Source organism: Pseudomonas sp. OVF7 (genome assembly GCF_030644265.1).
In the GTDB taxonomy this organism is placed as follows: domain Bacteria; phylum Pseudomonadota; class Gammaproteobacteria; order Pseudomonadales; family Pseudomonadaceae; genus Aquipseudomonas; species Aquipseudomonas gorinensis.
In genome coordinates, this window is the sequence record NZ_CP128996.1 from 124,298 (window position 1) to 144,076 (window position 19,779).

The window sequence follows — 19,779 nt, forward strand, 5'->3', positions numbered from 1 at the left end:
CAATTCTTGTAGTATAACTACAAGCTTGCTACATCCCTGGCGCCTGCCAATAACAAGAGTCCTGCCCTTTGAACCTGTTGCAACATATCGCCCAGTCGCGCCACCTGTTACGCAAATCGGAACTCAAGGTTGCCGATCACGTGCTGCTAGACCCTGCGGCCGTCATGCACAGTTCCATGGCCGACCTGGCCCACAGCGTGGGCATCAGTGAGCCGACCATCGTGCGTTTTTGCCGCGCCATCGGTTGCTCCGGGTTCCAGGACTTGAAACTCAAGCTGGCCCAAAGCCTGGCCGCTGGCGCGAGCTTCGGGCAGTTTGCGATCCATGAAGACGACTCGGTCGCTGACTACAGCCTGAAAATCTTCGACACCACCCTGCACACCCTGATGGAAGTGCGTGAGAAGCTCGACCCGGTGGAGCTGCAAAAGGCCGTGACCGCCATGTCCCAGGCCCAGCGTGTCGAGTTCTACGGTTTTGGCGCATCAGGTGCTGTCGCCGCGGATGCCCAGCACAAGTTCTTCCGCCTGCTGTTGACCGCTGCAGCCTATAGCGATCCGCATATGCAGGCAATGTCGGCCGTGACCTTGAAGCCGACCGACGTGGCCATCTGCATTTCCCAGTCCGGTCGCTCCAAAGACCTGCTGATCACCGCCAACCTGGTGCGTGAAAGCGGCGCCACGTTGATCACCTTGTGCCCGAGCCAGACGCCGTTGGCGGAACTGTCCACGGTCAACCTGGCGATCGACGTGCATGAAGACACGGAAATCTACACGCCGCTGACGTCGCGCATCGCCCACCTGGTGGTGATCGACGTGTTGGCGATGGGTGTGGCCATGGCGCGCGGTCCGAGCCTGGTCAATCACCTCAAGAGCGTGAAGCGCAGTCTGCGCAGCCTGCGGCTCTCGCCCAAGTCCGTCAAAGCCCTCGACGACTGATTCAAGGTTGCATTCGTTTCAAAGGTGGGAGGGGCTTGCCCCCTCCCACCTTTGCATCTTCTGTGTGTCCAGAATCTTCACCAGGCTGTCATCGTCATGTCATCCGCCGAGCCGATCCTGTACTCCCCGTACTCGCATTGGGAGACTCCAAAATGACCCGGCACTACGAAGACAGCAACAGCTCCGTCAAGACCCGCCGTCAACAGGAAGACCAGCGCCGCATGGCGTTCCGTCGCGCAATCGAAGACCGCTGCGACCAGCGCCAGCTGCAGCAGAGCATCAGTGACTACCCGGAACTGCACTGGCAGGCACCCGCGGCTGCCCAGCGAAGCGCTCAGCCAACGCGCTGATCTGCACCCGCTCGCTGCGGATAAAGCCCAGGAATGCATGGGCCACCGGTGACAGGCGCTTGGCCTTGGCCTGCACCAGGCACCAACTGCGGTACAGCGGCAGCTCTTCCACCGGCAGCTCCTTGAGCCCGCCGGTGGCCAGTTCCAGGTTCAGGGCGTGGCGCGTCAACAAGGCCACGCCCAACCCTGCCACCACGCACTCACGCTGCGCCTCGGCCGAGGCCACCTCCACCGTCTGGGTGAAGTGCACGCGTTTTTCCTTGAAGTACTCCTCGCAGGCCAATCGCGTACCGGAGCCCGGTTCGCGCAGCAGCAGCGTGTAGGGTTCCAGGTCCTGCAAGCGCAAGGGGCCCTGGAGGCTCAAAGGGTGATCGGGTGGCGCCACGGCAACGATGGGGTTGTTAAGGAACGGCAGGAACTCCAGGCCCATGTCCTGAGGCACCATGGACATGATCACCAAGTCATCACGGTTGTCCGAAAGCCTGCGGATCACCTGGGCACGGTTGACCACCGTCAGGTGCAACTGCACTTCGGGATGCTGGCGCTTGAACGCGGCAAACAGGTGCGGTACGAAATACTTGGCGCTGGATTCCACGGCCAGCTTCAACTGGCCCTGCAACGAACCCTGCATGTCCGATAGCTGCATATCGAGGTTTTCCAAGCGCCCGAAAATATCGCGACTGGCCCGTTGCAGGGCTTCGGCGGCCTCGGTCATGTAGAGCTTTTTGCCCACATAGTCGAACAACGGCTGGCCGATCAGCTCTTCCAGCTGGCGAATTTGTAGGCTGACGGCCGGTTGGGTGAGAGACATTTCCTCGGCGGCACGGCTGTACGAGCGCAAATCACACACCTCATTGAAGATCTGCAATTGCCGTAATGTCAGCCTCATCAATGACTTACGCATTTTTAAATCCCCTCGATCCCATCCAGTGTGTCGACTATAAGTCTTTACTTATGCGCGACCCAATAATTATTGATTTTTGTTAATCCCTCTACGGGCTTAGTGTGGGCCTGCGACTGGCTTGAAACATTTGGTCACGCGCCGACCCGGGTCTAGCGGGTCGAAGAACGCAGCAATCGGCTCAAGGGAATTTCCAAGTGATAAAAAAGATCCTGATCGCCAACCGTGGTGAAATTGCCGTACGAATCGTGCGTGCTTGCGCCGAGATGGGCATTCGCTCGGTCGCGGTCTATTCCGACGCCGACCGCCATGCGTTGCACGTCAAGCGTGCCGACGAGGCCCACAGCATCGGTGCCGAGCCCCTGTCCGGCTACCTGAACCCGCGCAAGCTGGTGAACCTGGCGGTGGAAACCGGCTGTGATGCCTTGCACCCCGGCTACGGCTTCCTGTCGGAAAACGCCGAACTGGCAGACATTTGTGCCGAACGTGGGATCAAATTCATTGGTCCTTCGGCTGAAGTGATTCGCCGTATGGGCGACAAGACCGAAGCGCGCCGCAGCATGATCAAGGCCGGCGTACCGGTCACGCCCGGTACTGAAGGCAATGTCGCCGATATCGCCGAAGCCCTCACTGAAGGCGACCGTATCGGTTACCCGGTGATGCTCAAGGCCACCTCCGGTGGTGGCGGTCGCGGCATCCGTCGTTGCAACAGCCGCGAAGAACTCGAACAAGCCTTCCCCCGCGTGATCTCCGAAGCCACCAAGGCGTTCGGTTCGGCGGAAGTGTTCCTGGAAAAATGCATCGTCAATCCCAAGCATATTGAGGCGCAGATCCTCGGTGACAGCTTTGGCAATGTGGTGCACCTGTTCGAGCGCGATTGCTCGATCCAGCGCCGCAACCAAAAGCTTATCGAAATCGCCCCGAGCCCGCAGTTGACCCCGGAACAGCGCGCCTATATCGGCGACCTGTCGGTGCGCGCGGCCAAGGCTGTGGGCTACGAAAACGCCGGCACCGTGGAGTTCCTGCTCGCCGAGGGCGAGGTGTACTTCATGGAGATGAACACCCGGGTGCAGGTGGAACACACCATCACCGAAGAAATCACCGGGATCGACATTGTCCGCGAGCAGATCCGCATCGCCTCGGGCCTGCCGCTGTCGGTGAAGCAGGAAGACATCCAGCACCGTGGTTTCGCGTTGCAGTTCCGTATCAACGCCGAAGACCCGAAAAACAACTTCCTGCCCAGTTTCGGCAAGATCACCCGTTACTACGCGCCCGGCGGCCCCGGCGTGCGCACCGATACGGCGATCTATACCGGCTACACCATCCCGCCGTTCTACGACTCCATGTGCCTGAAGCTGGTGGTGTGGGCGTTGACCTGGGAAGAAGCCATGGACCGCGGCCTGCGTGCCCTGGATGACATGCGCCTGCAAGGCGTGAAGACCACCGCCGCTTACTATCAGGAAATCCTGCGCAACCCGGAATTCCGCAGCGGCCAGTTCAACACCAGTTTTGTGGAAAGCCATCCTGAGCTGACCAACTACTCGATCAAGCGCAAACCCGAAGAGCTGGCCCTGGCCATCGCCGCCGCCATCGCCGCCCACGCAGGCCTGTGAGGAACATAATAATGAGCAAGAAAATCTTCGTTACTGACACCATCCTGCGCGACGCTCACCAATCGTTGCTGGCGACCCGCATGCGCACCGACGACATGCTGCCGATCTGCGACAAGCTCGACAAAGTCGGCTACTGGTCCCTGGAAGTCTGGGGCGGCGCGACCTTCGATGCCTGTGTGCGCTTTTTGAAGGAAGACCCGTGGGAACGCCTGCGTAAACTGCGCGCCGCATTGCCTAACACGCGCCTGCAAATGCTGCTGCGTGGCCAGAACCTGCTGGGCTACCGCCACTACAGCGACGACGTGGTCAGGGCCTTCGTCGCCAAGGCCGCCGTGAATGGCATCGACGTGTTCCGCATCTTCGACGCCATGAATGACGTGCGTAACCTGCGCGTGGCCATTGAAGCGGTCAAGGCCGCCGGCAAGCATGCCCAGGGCACCATCGCCTATACCACCAGCCCGGTGCACACCATCGACGCCTTTGTGGCCCAGGCCAAGCAAATGGAAGCCATGGGCTGCGACTCGGTGGCGATCAAGGACATGGCCGGCCTGCTGACCCCGTACGCCACGGGCGAACTGGTCAAGGCGCTGAAAGCCGAGCAGAACCTGCCGGTGTTCATCCACTCGCACGACACGGCAGGTTTGGCCGCGATGTGCCAACTCAAGGCCATCGAAAACGGTGCCGACCATATCGACACCGCGATCTCCAGCTTCGCCTGGGGCACCAGCCACCCAGGTACCGAGTCGATGGTCGCCGCCCTTAAAGGCAGCGAGTTCGACACAGGGCTCGACCTGGAATTGCTGCAGGAAATTGGTTTGTACTTCTACGCGGTGCGCAAGAAGTACCACCAGTTTGAGAGCGAATTCACCGCCGTCGATACCCGCGTGCAAGTCAACCAGGTGCCGGGCGGGATGATTTCCAACCTGGCCAACCAGCTCAAGGAGCAGGGCGCGCTCAACCGCATGGGGGAAGTGCTGGCTGAAATTCCTCGGGTGCGTGAGGACCTCGGCTTCCCGCCGTTGGTCACCCCGACTTCGCAGATCGTCGGCACCCAGGCGTTCTTCAACGTGCTGGCTGGCGAGCGCTACAAGACCATCACCAACGAAGTGAAGTTGTACCTGCAAGGCGGCTACGGCAAGGCGCCGGGCACGGTGAACGAGAAGTTGCGCCGCCAGGCCATCGGCAGCGAAGACGTGATCGACGTGCGCCCAGCCGATTTGCTCAAGCCGGAAATGACCAAGCTGCGCGGTGAAATCGGCACATTGGCCAAGTCTGAAGAAGACGTGCTGACCTACGCCATGTTCCCGGACATCGGTCGCAAATTCCTCGAAGAGCGCGACGCCGGCACCCTCACCCCGGAAGTGCTGTTGCCGATCCCCGAAGCAGGCGGCGTGGCCCGTGCCGGTGGCGAAGGCGTACCGACCGAGTTCGTCATCGACGTGCACGGCGAGAGCTACCGCGTGGACATCACCGGTGTTGGCGTGAAGGCTGAAGGCAAGCGCCATTTCTACCTGTCCATCGACGGCATGCCTGAAGAAGTGGTGTTCGAACCGCTCAACGAGTTTGTCAGCGGCGGCAGCAGCAAGCGCAAGCAAGCCACCGAGCCGGGTCATGTGAGCACGGCGATGCCGGGCAATATCGTAGACGTGCTGGTCAAGGTTGGTGACGTGGTCAAGGCCGGCCAGGCCGTGTTGATTACCGAAGCCATGAAGATGGAAACCGAAGTGCAGGCTGCGATTGCCGGCAAGGTGGCTGCGGTTCACGTGACCAAGGGCGACCGGGTCAACCCGGGCGAAATCCTGATTGAAATCGAAGGCTGATCCCTAGCCTTCGACACTACCGCTTAATCCTCGGGGGGGCAGGTGCCCCCCTTTTTTTGTCCGCGATTTGGTACTCAGGCGGTGGGATCATTGCGTTTGAAGGTGACGAAGACGCCGTCAGGGCGATAAGTCAGCGTAGGGACCAGGGTCTTCAAGTTGCTGGTGATGCCGGCGAACGGGCTTTCGACGTGCTTGGCGCTGAGGAGCTGCAAGGGTTGCGAGAGCAGCGCATCGTTTTCGTTTTCGACGTGGATAGCCAGCGTCGCCCCGCGCAGGTCGGCGGTGTTGCCAATGTTCGAGGGGGTATGGGTTTGGTCTGCGCCCAGCGTCAGGGCCAGCGTCGAGCCATGTTGCATGCGCAGGTCCTGCTCGACGTGGGTGGCTGGATCCAGCCGCAATGTTCCCGCGACCTCAAGGTTGGCCACGGTGCCGCCGGCGTAGGTGGCGTCAGGTTGGACGGTCATGGAACCGCCGATTTTGCTCTGGTTGACCAGGGTTGCACCGCTGTAGACCGCACCTTGCTGATTGACCGGGACTTCACCTGTGAGGGTCCAGTTGCCAGAGCCCACCCACAGATGCTGCATCTGGCGGGCACCATCGAATGTGCCGCCCCTGGCATCGTCCAGAATTACCTGGTTGGTGCCACTGCCCCCGTCAACCACGCCTTCGAAGCGCCCACCGCTGCGGACGATGAGCATATCGTTGCCGCCCCCCATGCTCAGCGCTACGCCATGGCTGCCAATGATCAAGCCGGCGTTGACCACTTCATCATCCTGGTCGCCGTCCAGCCTTACCCCGGCGCCATTCTTGCCGGTGATGCTGCCGTGGTTTTCGAGCCACACCGGTGCCAGGCCGGTGCTGGTGAAGCCGTTGCGCTCGCCAACGGTTTTGGCCGTCGCGCTGTTGATAATCTCGATGCCGCGCAACGAGGTTGCAGTGCCGGCTGGAGCACTAGGGATAAGCAGCCTGGCGGCGTTGTCGATGTCCAGGCCATTGCCATTGTTGAGTGTGATGGTTGCCGAGCTGAACCGGGCGTCGGGCTTGATCGCAGGTTGATCGTTGAGCGCAGCGGCGATGTCTGTGCGGCCGGCCGGCTTGTCCTGGCGGGTACCCGCGGCGGTGCCAGGCGGCGTCTGCGATATGGATTGCGCCAGTGTGTGTATGCCATACCCCATCAGGGCACCGACGGAAGGGATGTACGGGAAGATCGACGACATAATTTCCGGCCTCGCAAGTGTAGGAGACCGGAATGTAGCCAGTAACGTAGCCGGCGGCTGTCAGGCCTGATAACAACGCTATGAGGGAATGTTCCTCGGTTTCATGAGGTTAAAACCTCATTTGCCATTGCCCCATCAGGCCCTGGCTGTGGCTGTTGGTACCCGCTTCCCCCTGGTAGGCCAGGCCGACGGTGTGTTGCGGCGACAGCGCGAGGTCCAGCCCGGCCTGCCAGTTCAGGCTGTTGCGGTCCAGGGAAGCGCCGACCAGGGTGAAGTCGTCAATCGCGAACGGCATGTAGCGGTAGGACTGGCGGACGCGGCTGTCGACCTTGCCATAGAGGCGTTTCCAATCGGCGCTGATATGGGGGATGAGCCTGACCTGGTTATCGAACCGATACTGGCTCGCCAGGCGCAGGCCCAGGGTGCTGTTCAGGTTTTGCTGGGTTTGTGAGCCAACGTTCAGTGCCGCCAGGCCACCTTTTTCCTGGAACCGGTCGCGGTGATAGCGTTGATAACCAAGGCCGCCGAAGGGCTCGATACTCAAGTCCGCGCTGCCCAACTGATAGCCCACTTCCGAGAACAAGGTTTGGCTCTGGGCTTTGTAGTCGCCCTTGAGTTGCTGTTTGTTATCGAGCAACTGGACGCTGCGTTTGTTCTGCCCGGCGTGGCGGCTATAGATCGCCCCCAGGCGCAGGCCCAGCGGGCCGTCCTGGTGCACGGCATAACCGCCCAGGTGCCAACTGTCCAGGTCGGCGGAAAAACGCTGGGCGTCGAGGCGGCTGGTGGATTTTGCGCCCATTACGCCGATCCGCCAGGCGTGCTCCAGTGCCCAGTCGGCGCCTGTCAGCAGGCCTCGGTTGGCGTACTTCAGGCCCGCACTGCCGCCTTGTTTGTCGAGGCGGCCGTCTTGGCCCAGTCCCTGTACCCAGACATGAGCGTCGTCATTGGTGGGCAGGGCGCGCAGGGTCGACAGCAATTGGCTGCCCAGTTGCTGTGTGATGTTCTGGGTCGCCGCCGCCAGGTTGGCATTCTGGCTGCCGGCCAATTGTTCAAGGGCCGCACCGACCCCTCCGGGCTGCTGCATCAATGCCTCATTGAAGCGTTCCAACTCTTTGATCTGCTCTGAGGTCAGCTCGCCGGATTCCAGTAACCGAATCAAGGCAGGCTCCAGCACCTGGGCCACCCGTAGGCCATTGAGGGTCGTGGCTTGGCGAGTCAGGTAGCCGTCGAGGGGAGTGGCTTGCTCGATCGGGGCCGACATCCATTCGTCGTAATCGTCATAGTCGTCGTAGTCAGGCACAAGCAGTTCGAACTGATAAGGCGTGCCTGTTTGCGCCTGGGCGAGGGGAGCGCTGGCAATACCAATGGCGAGGATGACCGCACGCGTGAGTTTCTGGAGTGTAAAGGGCATGAATTCCTGACCTCTGATAAGTGAGGCCGGGAATTTAGCGAGATGGCGGGGCGATAACTGTCAGGCCATCGACCGCTGGTTTGCGGGAGTTGTCTCTAGTTCAGGGCGATTAAAAACGGATCTGTTTTGACCGAACGATGGTGTACGGGACCTTGATAGATATGCATTTTAATGCAGCTAAGGGTCCAACTTTAGCGCTTTGATTGCATTATATTGCGCTTCGTCTGCTGCTACAGTCAGCTTTATGCACTATATTGCGTTTATCAGGCCGGTCAATTACCTCGAGGTGCATTTAGTTGCGTATGGACAATGCCTACAGGCTTACCTTGCAGATATTCGATGCCGGTCATTGGCAGGATGCGATGACGCTTGAGTTTTCCGAGCCTGATAAAGGTTTTGCAAGCCCCTGCCGTTTTGGCTACGAGTCCACCTACCTGGTCGATCACCTGGACGAGATGGATACCCTTTTTGCCAAGGCGGTGAGTGTAAGGGTGCCATTGAACTGGTCACAGGAGACACCCAAGCACGCGCCGGCCTTTCTCCAATGAGTCTCTCGCTCAGTCAGCGTGCACAAGTGATTGAAAGCATCGAGCAGGGCTTGTCTGACGGTTCGCTCGAAATAGGCGACGCCGTACGCCGCCTGCGTACCGAAGTCACAGGCCTGCACCAGAGCCAGTTCGCGCAGATGTGCAAGATATCCGTGCGTACCCTGTTGCATATCGAGCATGGCGAAGGCAATCAAACCTTGAAATCGCTGAACGCCGTGTTCCGCCCCTTTGGTTTGCAGATGGGCGTGGTCAAGGTGCGTCGCAAAAGGGATGACTAGGTCCGTCGTACGTAGCCCTTGCCGTAATGCCGCTCCATGCGCGCCTGGATCAGCTCCAGCCCGAGGGACATCACCCAATAGATGATCGCTGCAGTGGTGAGCATCTCGATGTAGCGATAGCTGGAGCGACCATAGGATTGGGCCAGGAACATCACTTCCCATACCCCCATCACTGAGATCAGGGACGAGTCCTTGAGCATCGAGATAAATTGGTTGGTGGCAGGGGGAATGATCGTGCGCATGGCCTGGGGCAGGGTGACATGCCAGAAGATCGCACTGTCGCGCATGCCCAGGGCCAGGGCTGCTTCCCGTTGGCCATGGGGTACTCCGAGGATGCCGGCGCGGAAAATCTCGCTCAGGTAGGCGCCATAGTTCAGCGACAGCGCGATGATCCCGGCGACGATGGCGCCCGGTACCAGGCCCAGTTGCGGCAGTCCCAGATAGATCAGCAGGATCTGGATCAGCAACGGCGTACCCCGAAAGAAGGAGGCGTAAAAACTCGCAATGCCAAAGGCCACGGCGCTTTTCGACAGACGCCCCAGCGCAGTGATGAAACCCAGTATCGATGATGCCACGATCGAGCACAGGCACAGGAATACCGTCAGCGCCGCGCCTTGCAGAAAACCGTTGGGCGCCAGGTGCACGCCAACCAGGTTGGGCAGCTTGTCGAGGATGATCGAGAACTTCAGGTCAAAGCTCAGGAAGAAACTGGCGAACAGGCAAAACAGCGCGGCCCAGGTCAGGTACAGGCGCGTACGAAAACCCAGGAGTCGCTGGCGTCGCGACTCGGTCACGGGTGGCTTGGGAGGAGTGGGGAACGCGGTCATTGGCTGATGTCGGCGCCAATCCATTTCTTCGACAGCTGGCTCAAGGTGCCGTCCTGCTTCAACTGCGCAAAGACCTCACGCACTTTGGCGTCCCACTGCGGGTCGCCTTTTTCGATGGCCACCGAGTTGGGTTCGGCGTACAGCGGTTCGCCGGCAAGCTTGAAGCGTTTGTCCTGGTTCAGGCGTGGTTGGGCGGTGACCAGGTTGGTCAGGATGGCGTCCAGGCGTACGCCGGCGCCCAGGCCCAGGTCCTGGAAGGCCACGTTATCGGTATCGTACGGGGCGATCTGGACGTTCTCGAAGGGGTACTGCAGTTGCGTGTCTTCGGCGCCTTCGATCACCAGGTTTTTGTTCAGGTAGCTTTCGTAACTGGAGGCGCTGGTGAGGCCGACTTTTTTGCCGCTCAAGTCCTTGGCGCCGTGGATGCGCTCATCCTGGGCGTTGACCACGATCACCGCAGGCGAGGCGTAGTACTCCACCGGGAAGTCGAACACTTCGGCGCGGGCCTTGCTCGGGGTCATCGAGCAGATGCAAATGTCATAGCGCCCGCTCCAGCGGCCGGCGGCAATGACGTCCCAGGAAGGGGTTTCCAGGCGCAGTTTCACGCCCAGTTTTTGCGCCACGGCCTTCGCCACATCGACGTCAAAACCATCGAGTTGGTTTTGTTCGTTGAGGAACGAGAAAGGCGGGTAGCTTTCCATCAGCACCCCCACCAGTTCTTTCTTCTGTTCAACCCGGTCCAGAGTCGCACCGCCGAAGGCTTGGGTGGAGGCAGCCAGAATCGTTAGGCCCAAGGCCAGGAGCGGTTTTAGTTTCAAGGGCGACACCTAAATAAAAAAGAGGTTGTGATGAACCGAAGTGTACGTATTAAATAGTTATAAGAACGACTCTCATAGTGAGTTATTTTCATAAGCTTATGAGTAAAAAGCATATGCCCGCAACACGCACAGTAATTCTCGATGGTGGCATGGGCCGCGAACTGCAACGCCGAGGCGCGCCGTTTCGGCAGCCGGAGTGGTCAGCGCTGGCGTTGAGTGAAGCTCCCCAGGCCGTGGAGGCGGTGCATGCGGCTTACATCCAGAGCGGCGCCAATGTGATCACCAGCAACAGCTACGCCGTTGTGCCGTTTCATATCGGCGAAGCCCGGTTTGCCGCCGAGGGCCAGGCCCTGGCGGCGCTGGCAGGTGAGTTGGCGCGGCGCGCGGTGGAGGCTTCCGGCCAGGCCGTACGCGTGGCAGGCTCATTGCCGCCGCTGTTTGGTTCTTATCGGCCAGACCTGTTTGAGGCCGACCGAGTCAACGAGTTGCTGACACCACTGGTGCAGGGCCTGGCCCCCCACGTCGACCTGTGGCTGGCGGAAACCCAGAGTTCGATCGTCGAGGCGCAGGCCATCCATGCCGGCCTGCCGCGGGATGGGAAACCGTTCTGGCTGTCATTTACCTTGAAGGATGAAGACACCGACGAAGTCCCGCGCCTGCGCTCCGGCGAACCGGTGGTAGACGCGGCCGAAGCGGCGGCACAACTGGGGGTGGAGGTCCTGCTGTTCAATTGCAGCCAACCTGAAGTGATTGGCGCGGCGATCGATGCGGCGCGCCAGACCTTCGAACGCTTGGGCGTGGCGATCCAGATCGGCGCCTACGCCAATGCGTTCCCGCCGCAACCCAAGGAGGCCACGGCCAACGACGGCCTCGACCCGCTGCGTGATGATCTCGACCCGCCCGGCTACCTGCACTGGGCCGCCGACTGGCAGGCGCGCGGCGCCAGCCACCTGGGCGGTTGCTGCGGGATCGGGCCGGAGCATATTGCGGTGTTGGCCCAGAAGCTGGCTTAACCGTTTAAAGAGCCTGGCGGCGACACTCCGCCAGGCTTTTCAATTGGCCTGAACCTGCCTGGTTCGCCTGCGACAACCACGCTTCAAACCCCGCCCCAACGGTTGGCCATTCCGAGTCGATGATCGAATACCACGCGGTGTCCCGGTTCTTGCCCTTGACCACCGTATGCTGGCGAAACACCCCTTCAAAACTGAAGCCCAACCGTTCGGCCGCGTATTTGGAGCGGTCGTTGGCGTTGTTGCACTTCCATTCCAGGCGGCGATAGCCCTGGTCAAAGGCGTACTTGGCCAGCAGGTACACCGCCTCGGTGCTTTTTGGCGAGCGTTGCATCGGGGCGCCGAAGGTCACGTGGCCGATTTCGATGCGGCCATGCTCCGGGACGATGGACATCAGGCTGAGGATGCCTTGGACCTGGCCGGTCGCACGGTCGATCACGCTGAAAAAATAGGGGTCGCTGTGCGCAGCATGGTTGTTCAGCCAGTCATTGAAGGCGCTGCGCTCGGGGAAGGGGCCATAGGGCAGATAGTCCCACAGCTTGGGATCGGCGCCGGGACCTTGCAGGGCGTTGAACAGATCGTCGCCATGGCGGGCCGGGTCGAGTTTCTCCAGGCGGATGAAGCGCCCTTCGAGCAGTTGAACGGTGGGCGCCGGGACGCCTTTCCAGTCGGCGAGAGAAGTGGGCATGCTGCGCTCCTTAAAGACCTTTGCGAAATTGGATGAAACCAGGGCGTTCGGCGATGCGCTCGTAGAGCTGGATCGCGGTGGCATTGGTCTCGTGGGTCAGCCAATGCACCTTGCAGCAACCATCGGCCTTGGCGGTGGTGTAGACGAATTCGATCAGCTTGCGGCCGACACCCGTACCCCGTTGGGCCGGGTCCACCAGCAAGTCTTGCAGGTAGCAGGAATTCTCGATGCTCCAGTTGGAGCGGTGGTAGATGAAGTTGACCATGCCCACGGCCTTGCCGTCTTGCCAGGCCAGGGCTGAATGGGTTGGCTCCTGGGGATCGATCAGGCGTTGCCAGGTGTTCTGGCTCACGGCGTCCGGCAGTTCGGTGTTGTAGAACTTCAAGTACGCTTGCCACAGCGGCAGCCAGGCGGCGTGGTCGGCGGCGGTAACGGGGCGGATATCGATCTGGCTCATTCTGGCGCTCCTTGAGGCATAAAGCGGGCGAGGGTCTGGTCGCGCACGTCGACACTGGTGGCCAGGCCCGCCTGCACGCCGGCGATATCCGCCGCGCTGCGGTTCTGGCTGAGTTTGCGTTTGCCGACCAGGCGCTCGATCGGCAGGGCGAAGGCAACAATGGCCTTGAGCATGCCGTCAATGTAGTCGGCCGGGGCGTCGCTGACTTTCCATGGCTGGGGGCGGTTGCCTTCATGACGATCGGTCAGCGCGGTGACCACGGCGAGCACACGTTCGGCGTCGGTGAATACCTCGGCCTTGCCATAGGCATGCACCGCGATGTAATTCCAGGTGGGCACCACTTTGCCGTGCTCGGCTTTCGCTGGGTAAAACGCCGGGCTGATGTAGGCGTCTGCGCCGGCAAAGATCACCAGCGCATCGCTGCCATTTTGCAGGTCGTGCCACTGGGGATTGGCTTTGGCCAAGTGCCCGTAGAGTGTGCCGTTGGGGCCTTCGTCGGGGTTGATCAACAGCGGCAGGTGGCTGGCTTGCAGGCCTTGCTCACCAAAGGTCACCAACTGCGCCAGGCGGGTGTGCTGGATCAGTTGCTGCAGTTCGGGCAAATCGTCGAGAACAAAGGCGCGGGGTGTGTACATGGAAATATTCCTTGGCGAATGCCTGCATCCTAGGCAGGCTAATGGTTCGTTGTAAGAGCCATCTAGGGCCAATTTCATAGGTCCAATTCGCGAGAGTCCAGCATGTCATCCAGTGCGCCGCCGTTATCGTTCAACCCAGCCGGCATTGAGCTGGATCGCCGCCAAGGGCTGACTCGCCAGCTGTACGAAGCGTTGCGCCAACGGGTGCTGGACGGTCGTCTGGTCAGTGGCACGCGGTTGCCCGCCAGCCGTGACCTGGCGGCGGCGCTGTCGATTTCTCGCAACAGTGTGGTGCGCGCCTACGATCAGCTCTACGCCGAGGGGTTTATTGAAAGCCGGGTCGGCGACGGCACTTATGTGGCGCAACTGCCCACCTCAAAAAAACTATCCACAAAACTATCCACAGGGTTTTCAACAGGCTTATCCCCAGGGTTATCCACAAATGATCTTCAAAAAGAGGCTTCAGCGGCCGAAAAAGTTATCCACAGCCTGGCCATGGGACGCCTTGAAACCAATCATTTGCCCCTGCCGCCTGTGGGGCCACCTCGGGCATTTCGAGTGGGGGTGCCTGCATTCGATCTGTTCCCTTTCGATGTCTGGGCCAAGCTGAATGCGGCTTTCTGGCGCAAGCCGAACTTAGAACAGCTGTGTTACGGCCACCCGGCGGGGGATGAACGACTGCGCGGGTTGATCGCTGCCTACTTGCGCACCTCCCGAGGCTTGCAGTGCACGGCTGAGCAAATTGTGATCACCAGTGGCGCGCAGCAGGCAATCAGCCTTTGTGCACAGTTGCTGGTGGCGCCTGGCGATGGGGTCGCGGTTGAAAACCCGGGTTACCGCGCGGCCGGGCATGCCTTTGCGCTTGCCGGTGGGCGTTTGCATGGCGTGGCGGTGGACGGGGAGGGCATTGATTGCACGGCGTTGAGCCGCCTCATCGACTGCCGTCTGGCCTATGTCACTCCGTCCCACCAGTACCCCCTGGGTGTGGTCATGAGCCTGGCCCGACGCCTGGAGTTGCTGGCCTGGGCGGAACGCAGCGGTGGCTGGATCGTCGAGGACGACTATGACGGCGAGTATCGCTACAGCGGCGCGCCCCTGTCGCCGCTGGCGGCGTTGGACCGTAGCGGGCGCGTGCTGTATGTGGGCACCTTCGGCAAAGTCGCGTTTCCGGCATTGCGCTTGGGCTACCTGGTATTGCCGCCAACCTTGGTCGATGCGTTTGCTCGGCGTCGTGCCGTGGATGTGCGGCACTCAGAGGTCAGCACCCAGGCGGTGATGGCCGAGTTCATGGCAGCGGGCCATTTCCAACGCCATATCCGCCGCATGCGCCGCGCCGCCCTCAGCCGGCGTAATGCGCTGCTGAACGGATGGCCGAGCGGACTCCAGGGGGTGAGCGGCCTGCCGAATGTCGCAGCGGGCCTGCACCTTACCGTGCGGGTGGACAGCCTGGCCCGTGAACAACAGTTGGTGGCACAGGCTCGTGCGGTAGAGGTGGAGGTCAACGGCTTGAGCAGCTATTGGCTGCCCGACTCCAGCACGCCGCCGGACCTGCGGGCCGGGCTGGTGCTGGGGTTTGCCGCGGTGCCGCAGGCGGATATCGCACAGGCCCTGGCGCGTCTCTACAAGGCCTGGCATTGCCAGCCGCCGTCAGGGCGCGGGCACCGACGGAGCGGGCTGTTTGAAGAACAGTAAACGGGCCAGGTGAGGGCCTATTTCGCTGCGGTACACGGCGATGCTCTCGTGGTCGTCGGTTCTGGTCGGTGTCTGGTACTTGCCACCCAAGCGTCGCTGCGCCTTGGTCTTGAGGTGTGCGGCGGTGTAAGCCTCTTCGGGACCTACCAGCTCTTTATAGTGAAAGTGGGCATACCACAGTGCATTCGAGCTTTGCGTGTCGAGAATCTCGTACTCCTTCAAATAGCCTTTGTTGCGCCCGGAGAGCTTGCTGCGTGAACCGGGCAACGGTTTGATAACGATCTCTTTTTCGCGGTACAGCAGTTCGACATGGGCGGCTGTGGGGGGGCGCTGCTTGAGCATGGTGAGCTTGAGCCGGCGTCCCTCGTCATAGAGGCGCTTGACCGCCGTATCGAGATTACGATTGATCAGGGCTGCCGACGGAGCCCCGCTTTCAGTCAGGTTGCTGGCGGTCAATGCCTCCTCGATATCACGGCCGGCCTGTTCCAACTGTTTGATCTGGCGGTGGAAACGCTCTTCGATTTCCACGGGCAACCGTCGTGTGTCACTGGCCAGGCCCTTGGTGCGCTCGATGAAGGGCTCCATCTCGTCGAGCAACGTCTGGCCGCTGGCAATGGCGGCGCTCACGGTGCGTGGCATGGCGTGTGTCGATGGCGCGCTCGGGCGCTCGTGCTCCACCCACACCCCCGGTTCCTTTTCATGAAACAAGGCAATCACTTTGCCGGTCAGCGGTTGCTTCACCTCCACCAGGGGGGTGGATTCGCCACTTAATGGCGCGCGCTCTTCTCCTACCACCACGCCCTGGAAGCGGGTCTTGATCACCTTTTTCTGCGGCCTCGGCACGGGCCTGGACGGGCCCGCCACGTGCGACTCCCAGGCTTTTCGCTGGCGCAGCAATGCCGTCAAGCGTTTGACCGCACGCTGGGAGAACTCCTCGGTGAGCGCTCGCAGGTCTCCAAGGGCAGGCCGATGCACATCATCGGGAAAGTCAGCCGGTAAGTCGGCCAGGCTTTGGTCCAGACTGGTGAACTGTTCCACCAGGCTATCGAGGGCTTCGATCTGGTCATCCAGCGGAACCGGGGTATCTGGTTGCAAGGTTTCGCAGAGGCTCTGTACCGCCAGTTCGGTTTTTTCGACGATCTGGTTGACGACCGCACGGGCGGCCGCTGAGCCGGCCGGGGCGTTCTCCTTAATACATAGGAAACGCGACAAGGTGATCCTGAAGGCCTTGAGATTCTCCAGTTCTATCTTGGGTAATAGCTTTTCATTGTGTTGAGCCCGCATCACACCCTTCTCGCCCAGGGCGCGGGCCTCGTTGAAACGCGAGTGCAGGTCACTGAAGCGATTGATCAAGTCCTGGGCCTGCAGGTCGATGGCGCGGCAGTCTTCCAGCGCTGCTTGTGTATCTGACGGCTCGGGATCGTCCAGGAATTGAGAGGCCGTGTTCAAGCTCTCCTGAAAACGCTCCAGCTGTTCGGCCGTGGCGCTTCGCGCCAGTATCATCTGCTCGTCCAGGTATTCGAGCATGGCCTCCTGGTAATTGGGCACGCTATCGAGCAGGTTCAACGATTTCAGCTGGGCGATCGGCACGTCCAACTCACTCAGGCGTGTGGAAACCTGTGTGAGGAAGGCGGTGCTGGCGGCTTCACGATCGGCCGGAGTTGCCGCGTCGATGGCTCTCTGGGACTCAATGATTTGCTCGCGCCGCTGCATGGTCCGGGAGTCGAAAGCCTCCAGTTGTTCGCGTAACTCGTGGATTTTCGGCGGCCTCAGGCGCTCGCCTTTCTTGCGTCGGCTACGCAGCCCGCCGCCCCGCAGCCGCAGCCGGGTGTCGACAAACCACTGCCCCAGGCGGTTGTTGATCAAGGATGGCCCCTCCCGTCGCGGGTCCTTGGGGTCGATAATCATCACCGCGTCATTTTCGTCGATGGTCACCTCAAACCAACGCTCCCCTACAGGGGCGTACCACGCTTGGCCCTTGGCATACAGGTGCAGGTGGGGCCCAGGCGTGACGGTTTGGGCCGCCAACCCTTCGGGTTTGGGCAGGCTGAAGCTGTCCAGCAGCTTGGCCAGGCTGAGGCGGCCACGGGTCAATGCACCGCTGCTGCGCAGTATCGGTTCATGGGTTGGGGTCAGGTCGGCGGTGCTGACGGTGGGTTTTTGAATGAACACAGGTTTGCGCCGTAGCGGCGGCTCGGGTGCCAGGGCGGGCTTTTCAAGTGTGCGTGTCGGCGCGTGCTGGAGGCTGATATGCAGGGCCAGGACCAGGCCCAGGGTCAGGAACGCATCCACCAGCGCCGAGGTGCTGGCCGGGCGGTCGCCGCTCGCCTCGGCATCGATGATGTGCTGGATATCGTCCATGATTTGCCAGATCCAGGCCGCGGCACCCACGGTTCGGCCCAGGAATGGCAACGCATTATTGAGAATCAGCCAGCCCGCGTGCTTCAGGCTCTCCCAGCGAGCTTCGGCATTGGAGACTGACTGGCGGTCGGCCAAGGTCACCAGGGCACGGGCGTTAGCGTTGTAAAGTTCAGTGAAGGGATCTGTGCTCAGGGCCTGGGTACTGAATTCGATGGGACCACTCATCACCAATGAACTCACCGGCTCGCTGAGCAGCGTGGGGAGTATCCAGGGCGAAGGCACGCTACCGGGGAAGACGAACTGGGCGTAGTCCGAACGTACGGCTTCGGGAAGCCACGCGAGTACTGATTGGCGCAATGGTGTGTCTTGCTTGATCGCATAAAGCAGGTTGGCCAATGAGGGGAATTGCATCAAAGGCGCGTCGGAAAGCGGTCGATACAAGAGGCATGGGCCGTTTTTCGGCTCCTGCGGCCCGATGATAAACATGTTGTCGACGGTGTCCGCACCGCCTAGCACACGCCACTTGGGGCGTAGCGCCAAGGGGCGAATGACCACTTCATCGCCATCCACCCGGCGTTCCTGCGCATGGGTGGCCATCGCCGCGCGCACATAGCGATAACCCTGTTCATCAATGTTGAACTGGTCGCGGATTTTGTACTGCAAGGCCAGCAAGGGCAGTTGCAGGCGTAGCTGCCCGCGGTACAACTGTTGACGCTTCAAGGCTTGTTCGGTGTTGGTCAATAACTGCGTGTTGACCTGCGCCGGGTAGCTTTGGCCGATATTCGCCTGGGTGACCAGTTGTTCCACATAGGTGGGCGTCAGCCAGGCGGGTGTCGGGCGCCCACTTTTGTAGCTCACGGTTTTGTTTCCCAGCGGGAGCGCGATCAGGTTTTGCAAGGCCAATTCAACCAGGCTGAATGTCTCGGTTTGCGTCCTGCCAGGTATCGTGACCGTGCCCCAGATCACTTGGCTGGTGACCGTTATTACAATGTGCTCAGGGTCCAGGCCGGTGGCCTCGGGGTGATCCCGGGTGAGCAATGCCTTCAGGGCCTGGCGCGTAAAATCGGTGATAGTCGGCAGGCCGTCCATGAAGGTTTTTCCCTCGTCCCGGGCGTTCTGATTGGCGAGGTCGATCATGTAGCGCCCGTAAGCCGATTGATCGGCCTGCGAGGCTTGCAGCAACCATTGCGGTAAGGCGCGTCGGATATGGCCCATATGCGACTGATCGAGCCGCAGGAGTTGGGCAGCTTCTGTGCTGCCTTCTTTCAGGGACAGCAGGTCCTGGGGTTCAGCGGTTAAAAAACCGAGCGAGCCAATGGCCTCGACTTGCAGGCCAATCAAACTGCAGGCCTGGTGTTCGAAAAAATCACCGTCTGGCTCCAGCAGCCGCCAGTTCAGGGTTTCACCGGATGAGTTGCCAATGCATGCCTGCAGTGATTCGCCGAGCGCCTGGGTGTCGACGAATTTTCTGTACCCGTCGATGATCGAGTAGCTGAGGATGATGGACCGGTCGCCGTGGCTGGCGATCAGTACGGCAACTGCCGTGACGTTAATATGCTGGTTGGCTGCACCATCCTGCATATCGATGTCCACCAGGTAGGCCCGCGTTCCATATTTGTCGCGGGGCTGGCGCTCGACGTAATCGGGGTAATGAAACACCGTGCGGGCAATGGCGCAGTCGTCGGCGTCCCAGCCGTCGACTTCCTGCACATTCCAGGCATTACGCAATGCCTGGGCCAAGGCTCGCCAGCGCGGGCCCCTGCCGTCGCTTTGGTTCCAGAATTCCATCTGCTGTTCCTGGTAGGCGACAAACATCAGCGGCGCCAGCTCGTTGATCAGCCGGGCAATCGCGTCGATTCTGACGGGCAGGTGCGCTTGCGGTTTACCCGTCGAGCGATAGGCCAGATAGTGTTCACGGTCCAGATAGGTCACCGGCTCGCCGGAAAAGGCACTGCGCGCCAGTGCGCTCGTGAGGGTTTCGGTGTGCGGCTTGCCCGGGAGGATTGTGTCATCCACCGGATACCATTGGGGTTGATACACCGTGGCCAGGTCCGGGTTGATTTCCAGTTCCGGGTACATCTCGTCCAAGGCCTGGCGCAGGGTGGCCGAGGCCACTTCACGCACGGAAGGGCCGGAGCTCAGTTGGGTCAGTATTTCGCTGTTTTCGGGTGAAACAACATCGTTCATGTGGGCAGTCCTGATCAGGCGGAAAACATCC

The 19,779-nt window shown here is 60.9% G+C and carries 17 protein-coding genes; 8 read left to right on the forward strand and 9 right to left on the reverse strand.

Translation table 11 applies throughout. The features are described from left to right. The first annotated feature begins 68 nt into the window (after positions 1-68). Positions 69-935: a transcriptional regulator HexR gene (gene hexR / locus QU606_RS00560; protein WP_010168370.1), complete on the forward strand. Its 867-nt coding sequence runs from the start codon at positions 69-71 to the stop codon at positions 933-935. Between the two features lie 152 nt (positions 936-1,087). After that, positions 1,088-1,285: a PA3496 family putative envelope integrity protein gene (locus QU606_RS00565; protein WP_081329271.1), complete on the forward strand. Its 198-nt coding sequence runs from the start codon at positions 1,088-1,090 to the stop codon at positions 1,283-1,285. On the opposite strand, the gene QU606_RS00570 is transcribed toward QU606_RS00565, so the two are convergent. Beyond that, positions 1,215-2,189 carry a LysR family transcriptional regulator gene (locus QU606_RS00570; RefSeq protein ID WP_024078182.1) on the reverse strand — a complete coding sequence of 325 codons (975 nt, stop codon included), beginning with the start codon at positions 2,187-2,189 and terminating at the stop codon, positions 1,215-1,217. The genes QU606_RS00565 and QU606_RS00570 overlap by 71 nt on opposite strands. Before the next feature lie 194 nt (positions 2,190-2,383). Between QU606_RS00570 and QU606_RS00575 the strand changes: the two genes are divergently transcribed. After that, entirely contained in the window at positions 2,384-3,799 is a 1,416-nt protein-coding gene (locus tag QU606_RS00575) for an acetyl-CoA carboxylase biotin carboxylase subunit (RefSeq protein ID WP_024078181.1), read from the forward strand. A gap of 11 nt (positions 3,800-3,810) precedes the next feature. Further along, on the forward strand, positions 3,811-5,619 hold the full coding sequence (gene oadA / locus QU606_RS00580) for a sodium-extruding oxaloacetate decarboxylase subunit alpha (protein ID WP_024078180.1): 1,809 nt from the start codon (positions 3,811-3,813) through the stop codon (positions 5,617-5,619). 74 nt (positions 5,620-5,693) lie between these two features. Here the strand turns inward: oadA and QU606_RS00585 are convergent, their stop codons facing one another. Together QU606_RS00585 and QU606_RS00590 are read right to left on the reverse strand one after the other, a co-directional pair. Next, a complete protein-coding gene (locus QU606_RS00585) occupies positions 5,694-6,836 on the reverse strand; it encodes a hypothetical protein (RefSeq protein ID WP_304998023.1) in 1,143 nt (380 codons plus the stop codon). Between the two features lie 109 nt (positions 6,837-6,945). Further along, positions 6,946-8,247: an autotransporter domain-containing protein gene (locus QU606_RS00590; RefSeq protein ID WP_102623582.1), complete on the reverse strand. Its 1,302-nt coding sequence runs from the start codon at positions 8,245-8,247 to the stop codon at positions 6,946-6,948. 302 nt (positions 8,248-8,549) lie between these two features. Between QU606_RS00590 and QU606_RS00595 the strand changes: the two genes are divergently transcribed. Both QU606_RS00595 and QU606_RS00600 read left to right on the forward strand, forming a co-directional pair. Then, the gene (locus QU606_RS00595) at positions 8,550-8,795 is read left to right on the forward strand and encodes a hypothetical protein (protein ID WP_024078177.1); all 246 of its coding nucleotides are present in this window, start codon (positions 8,550-8,552) and stop codon (positions 8,793-8,795) included. Then, complete coding sequence (locus QU606_RS00600; RefSeq protein WP_304998024.1) at positions 8,792-9,073, forward strand: helix-turn-helix transcriptional regulator; 282 nt, start codon at positions 8,792-8,794, stop codon at positions 9,071-9,073. Before QU606_RS00595 ends, QU606_RS00600 begins: the two co-directional genes overlap by 4 nt. Here the strand turns inward: QU606_RS00600 and QU606_RS00605 are convergent. Together QU606_RS00605 and QU606_RS00610 are read right to left on the reverse strand one after the other, a co-directional pair. After that, positions 9,070-9,900 carry an amino acid ABC transporter permease gene (locus QU606_RS00605; RefSeq protein ID WP_024078175.1) on the reverse strand — a complete coding sequence of 277 codons (831 nt, stop codon included), beginning with the start codon at positions 9,898-9,900 and terminating at the stop codon, positions 9,070-9,072. The two genes, QU606_RS00600 and QU606_RS00605, sit on opposite strands and share 4 nt — an antisense overlap. Next, positions 9,897-10,718, reverse strand: a complete 822-nt coding sequence (locus tag QU606_RS00610) for an ABC transporter substrate-binding protein (RefSeq protein ID WP_024078174.1) — start codon at positions 10,716-10,718, stop codon at positions 9,897-9,899. The genes QU606_RS00605 and QU606_RS00610 overlap by 4 nt, the downstream gene beginning before the upstream one ends. Positions 10,719-10,831: 113 nt before the next feature. On the opposite strand from QU606_RS00610, the gene QU606_RS00615 reads away from it, so the two are divergent. Next, positions 10,832-11,731 (forward strand): homocysteine S-methyltransferase family protein, encoded by a 900-nt coding sequence (locus QU606_RS00615; RefSeq protein WP_069077332.1) that lies wholly within the window; start codon positions 10,832-10,834, stop codon positions 11,729-11,731. A 4-nt stretch (positions 11,732-11,735) separates the two neighbouring features. Here the strand turns inward: QU606_RS00615 and QU606_RS00620 are convergent, their stop codons facing one another. From QU606_RS00620 to QU606_RS00630, 3 genes are read right to left on the reverse strand one after another with little or no spacing between them, the layout of a single operon-like run. After that, entirely contained in the window at positions 11,736-12,416 is a 681-nt protein-coding gene (locus tag QU606_RS00620; RefSeq protein WP_069077333.1) for a GNAT family N-acetyltransferase, read from the reverse strand. 10 nt (positions 12,417-12,426) lie between these two features. Then, positions 12,427-12,873, reverse strand: coding sequence for a GNAT family N-acetyltransferase (locus tag QU606_RS00625; protein ID WP_024078171.1), 447 nt, complete (start codon positions 12,871-12,873; stop codon positions 12,427-12,429). After that, positions 12,870-13,508, reverse strand: coding sequence for an FMN-binding negative transcriptional regulator (locus QU606_RS00630; protein ID WP_069077335.1), 639 nt, complete (start codon positions 13,506-13,508; stop codon positions 12,870-12,872). Before QU606_RS00630 ends, QU606_RS00625 begins: the two co-directional genes overlap by 4 nt. 102 nt (positions 13,509-13,610) lie before the next feature. On the opposite strand from QU606_RS00630, the gene QU606_RS00635 reads away from it, so the two are divergent. Continuing rightward, the gene (locus QU606_RS00635) at positions 13,611-15,200 is read left to right on the forward strand and encodes a PLP-dependent aminotransferase family protein (protein WP_304998025.1); all 1,590 of its coding nucleotides are present in this window, start codon (positions 13,611-13,613) and stop codon (positions 15,198-15,200) included. On the opposite strand, the gene QU606_RS00640 is transcribed toward QU606_RS00635, so the two are convergent. Next, positions 15,156-19,748 (reverse strand): dermonecrotic toxin domain-containing protein, encoded by a 4,593-nt coding sequence (locus QU606_RS00640; protein WP_304998026.1) that lies wholly within the window; start codon positions 19,746-19,748, stop codon positions 15,156-15,158. The two genes, QU606_RS00635 and QU606_RS00640, sit on opposite strands and share 45 nt — an antisense overlap. Positions 19,749-19,779 lie beyond the last annotated feature (31 nt).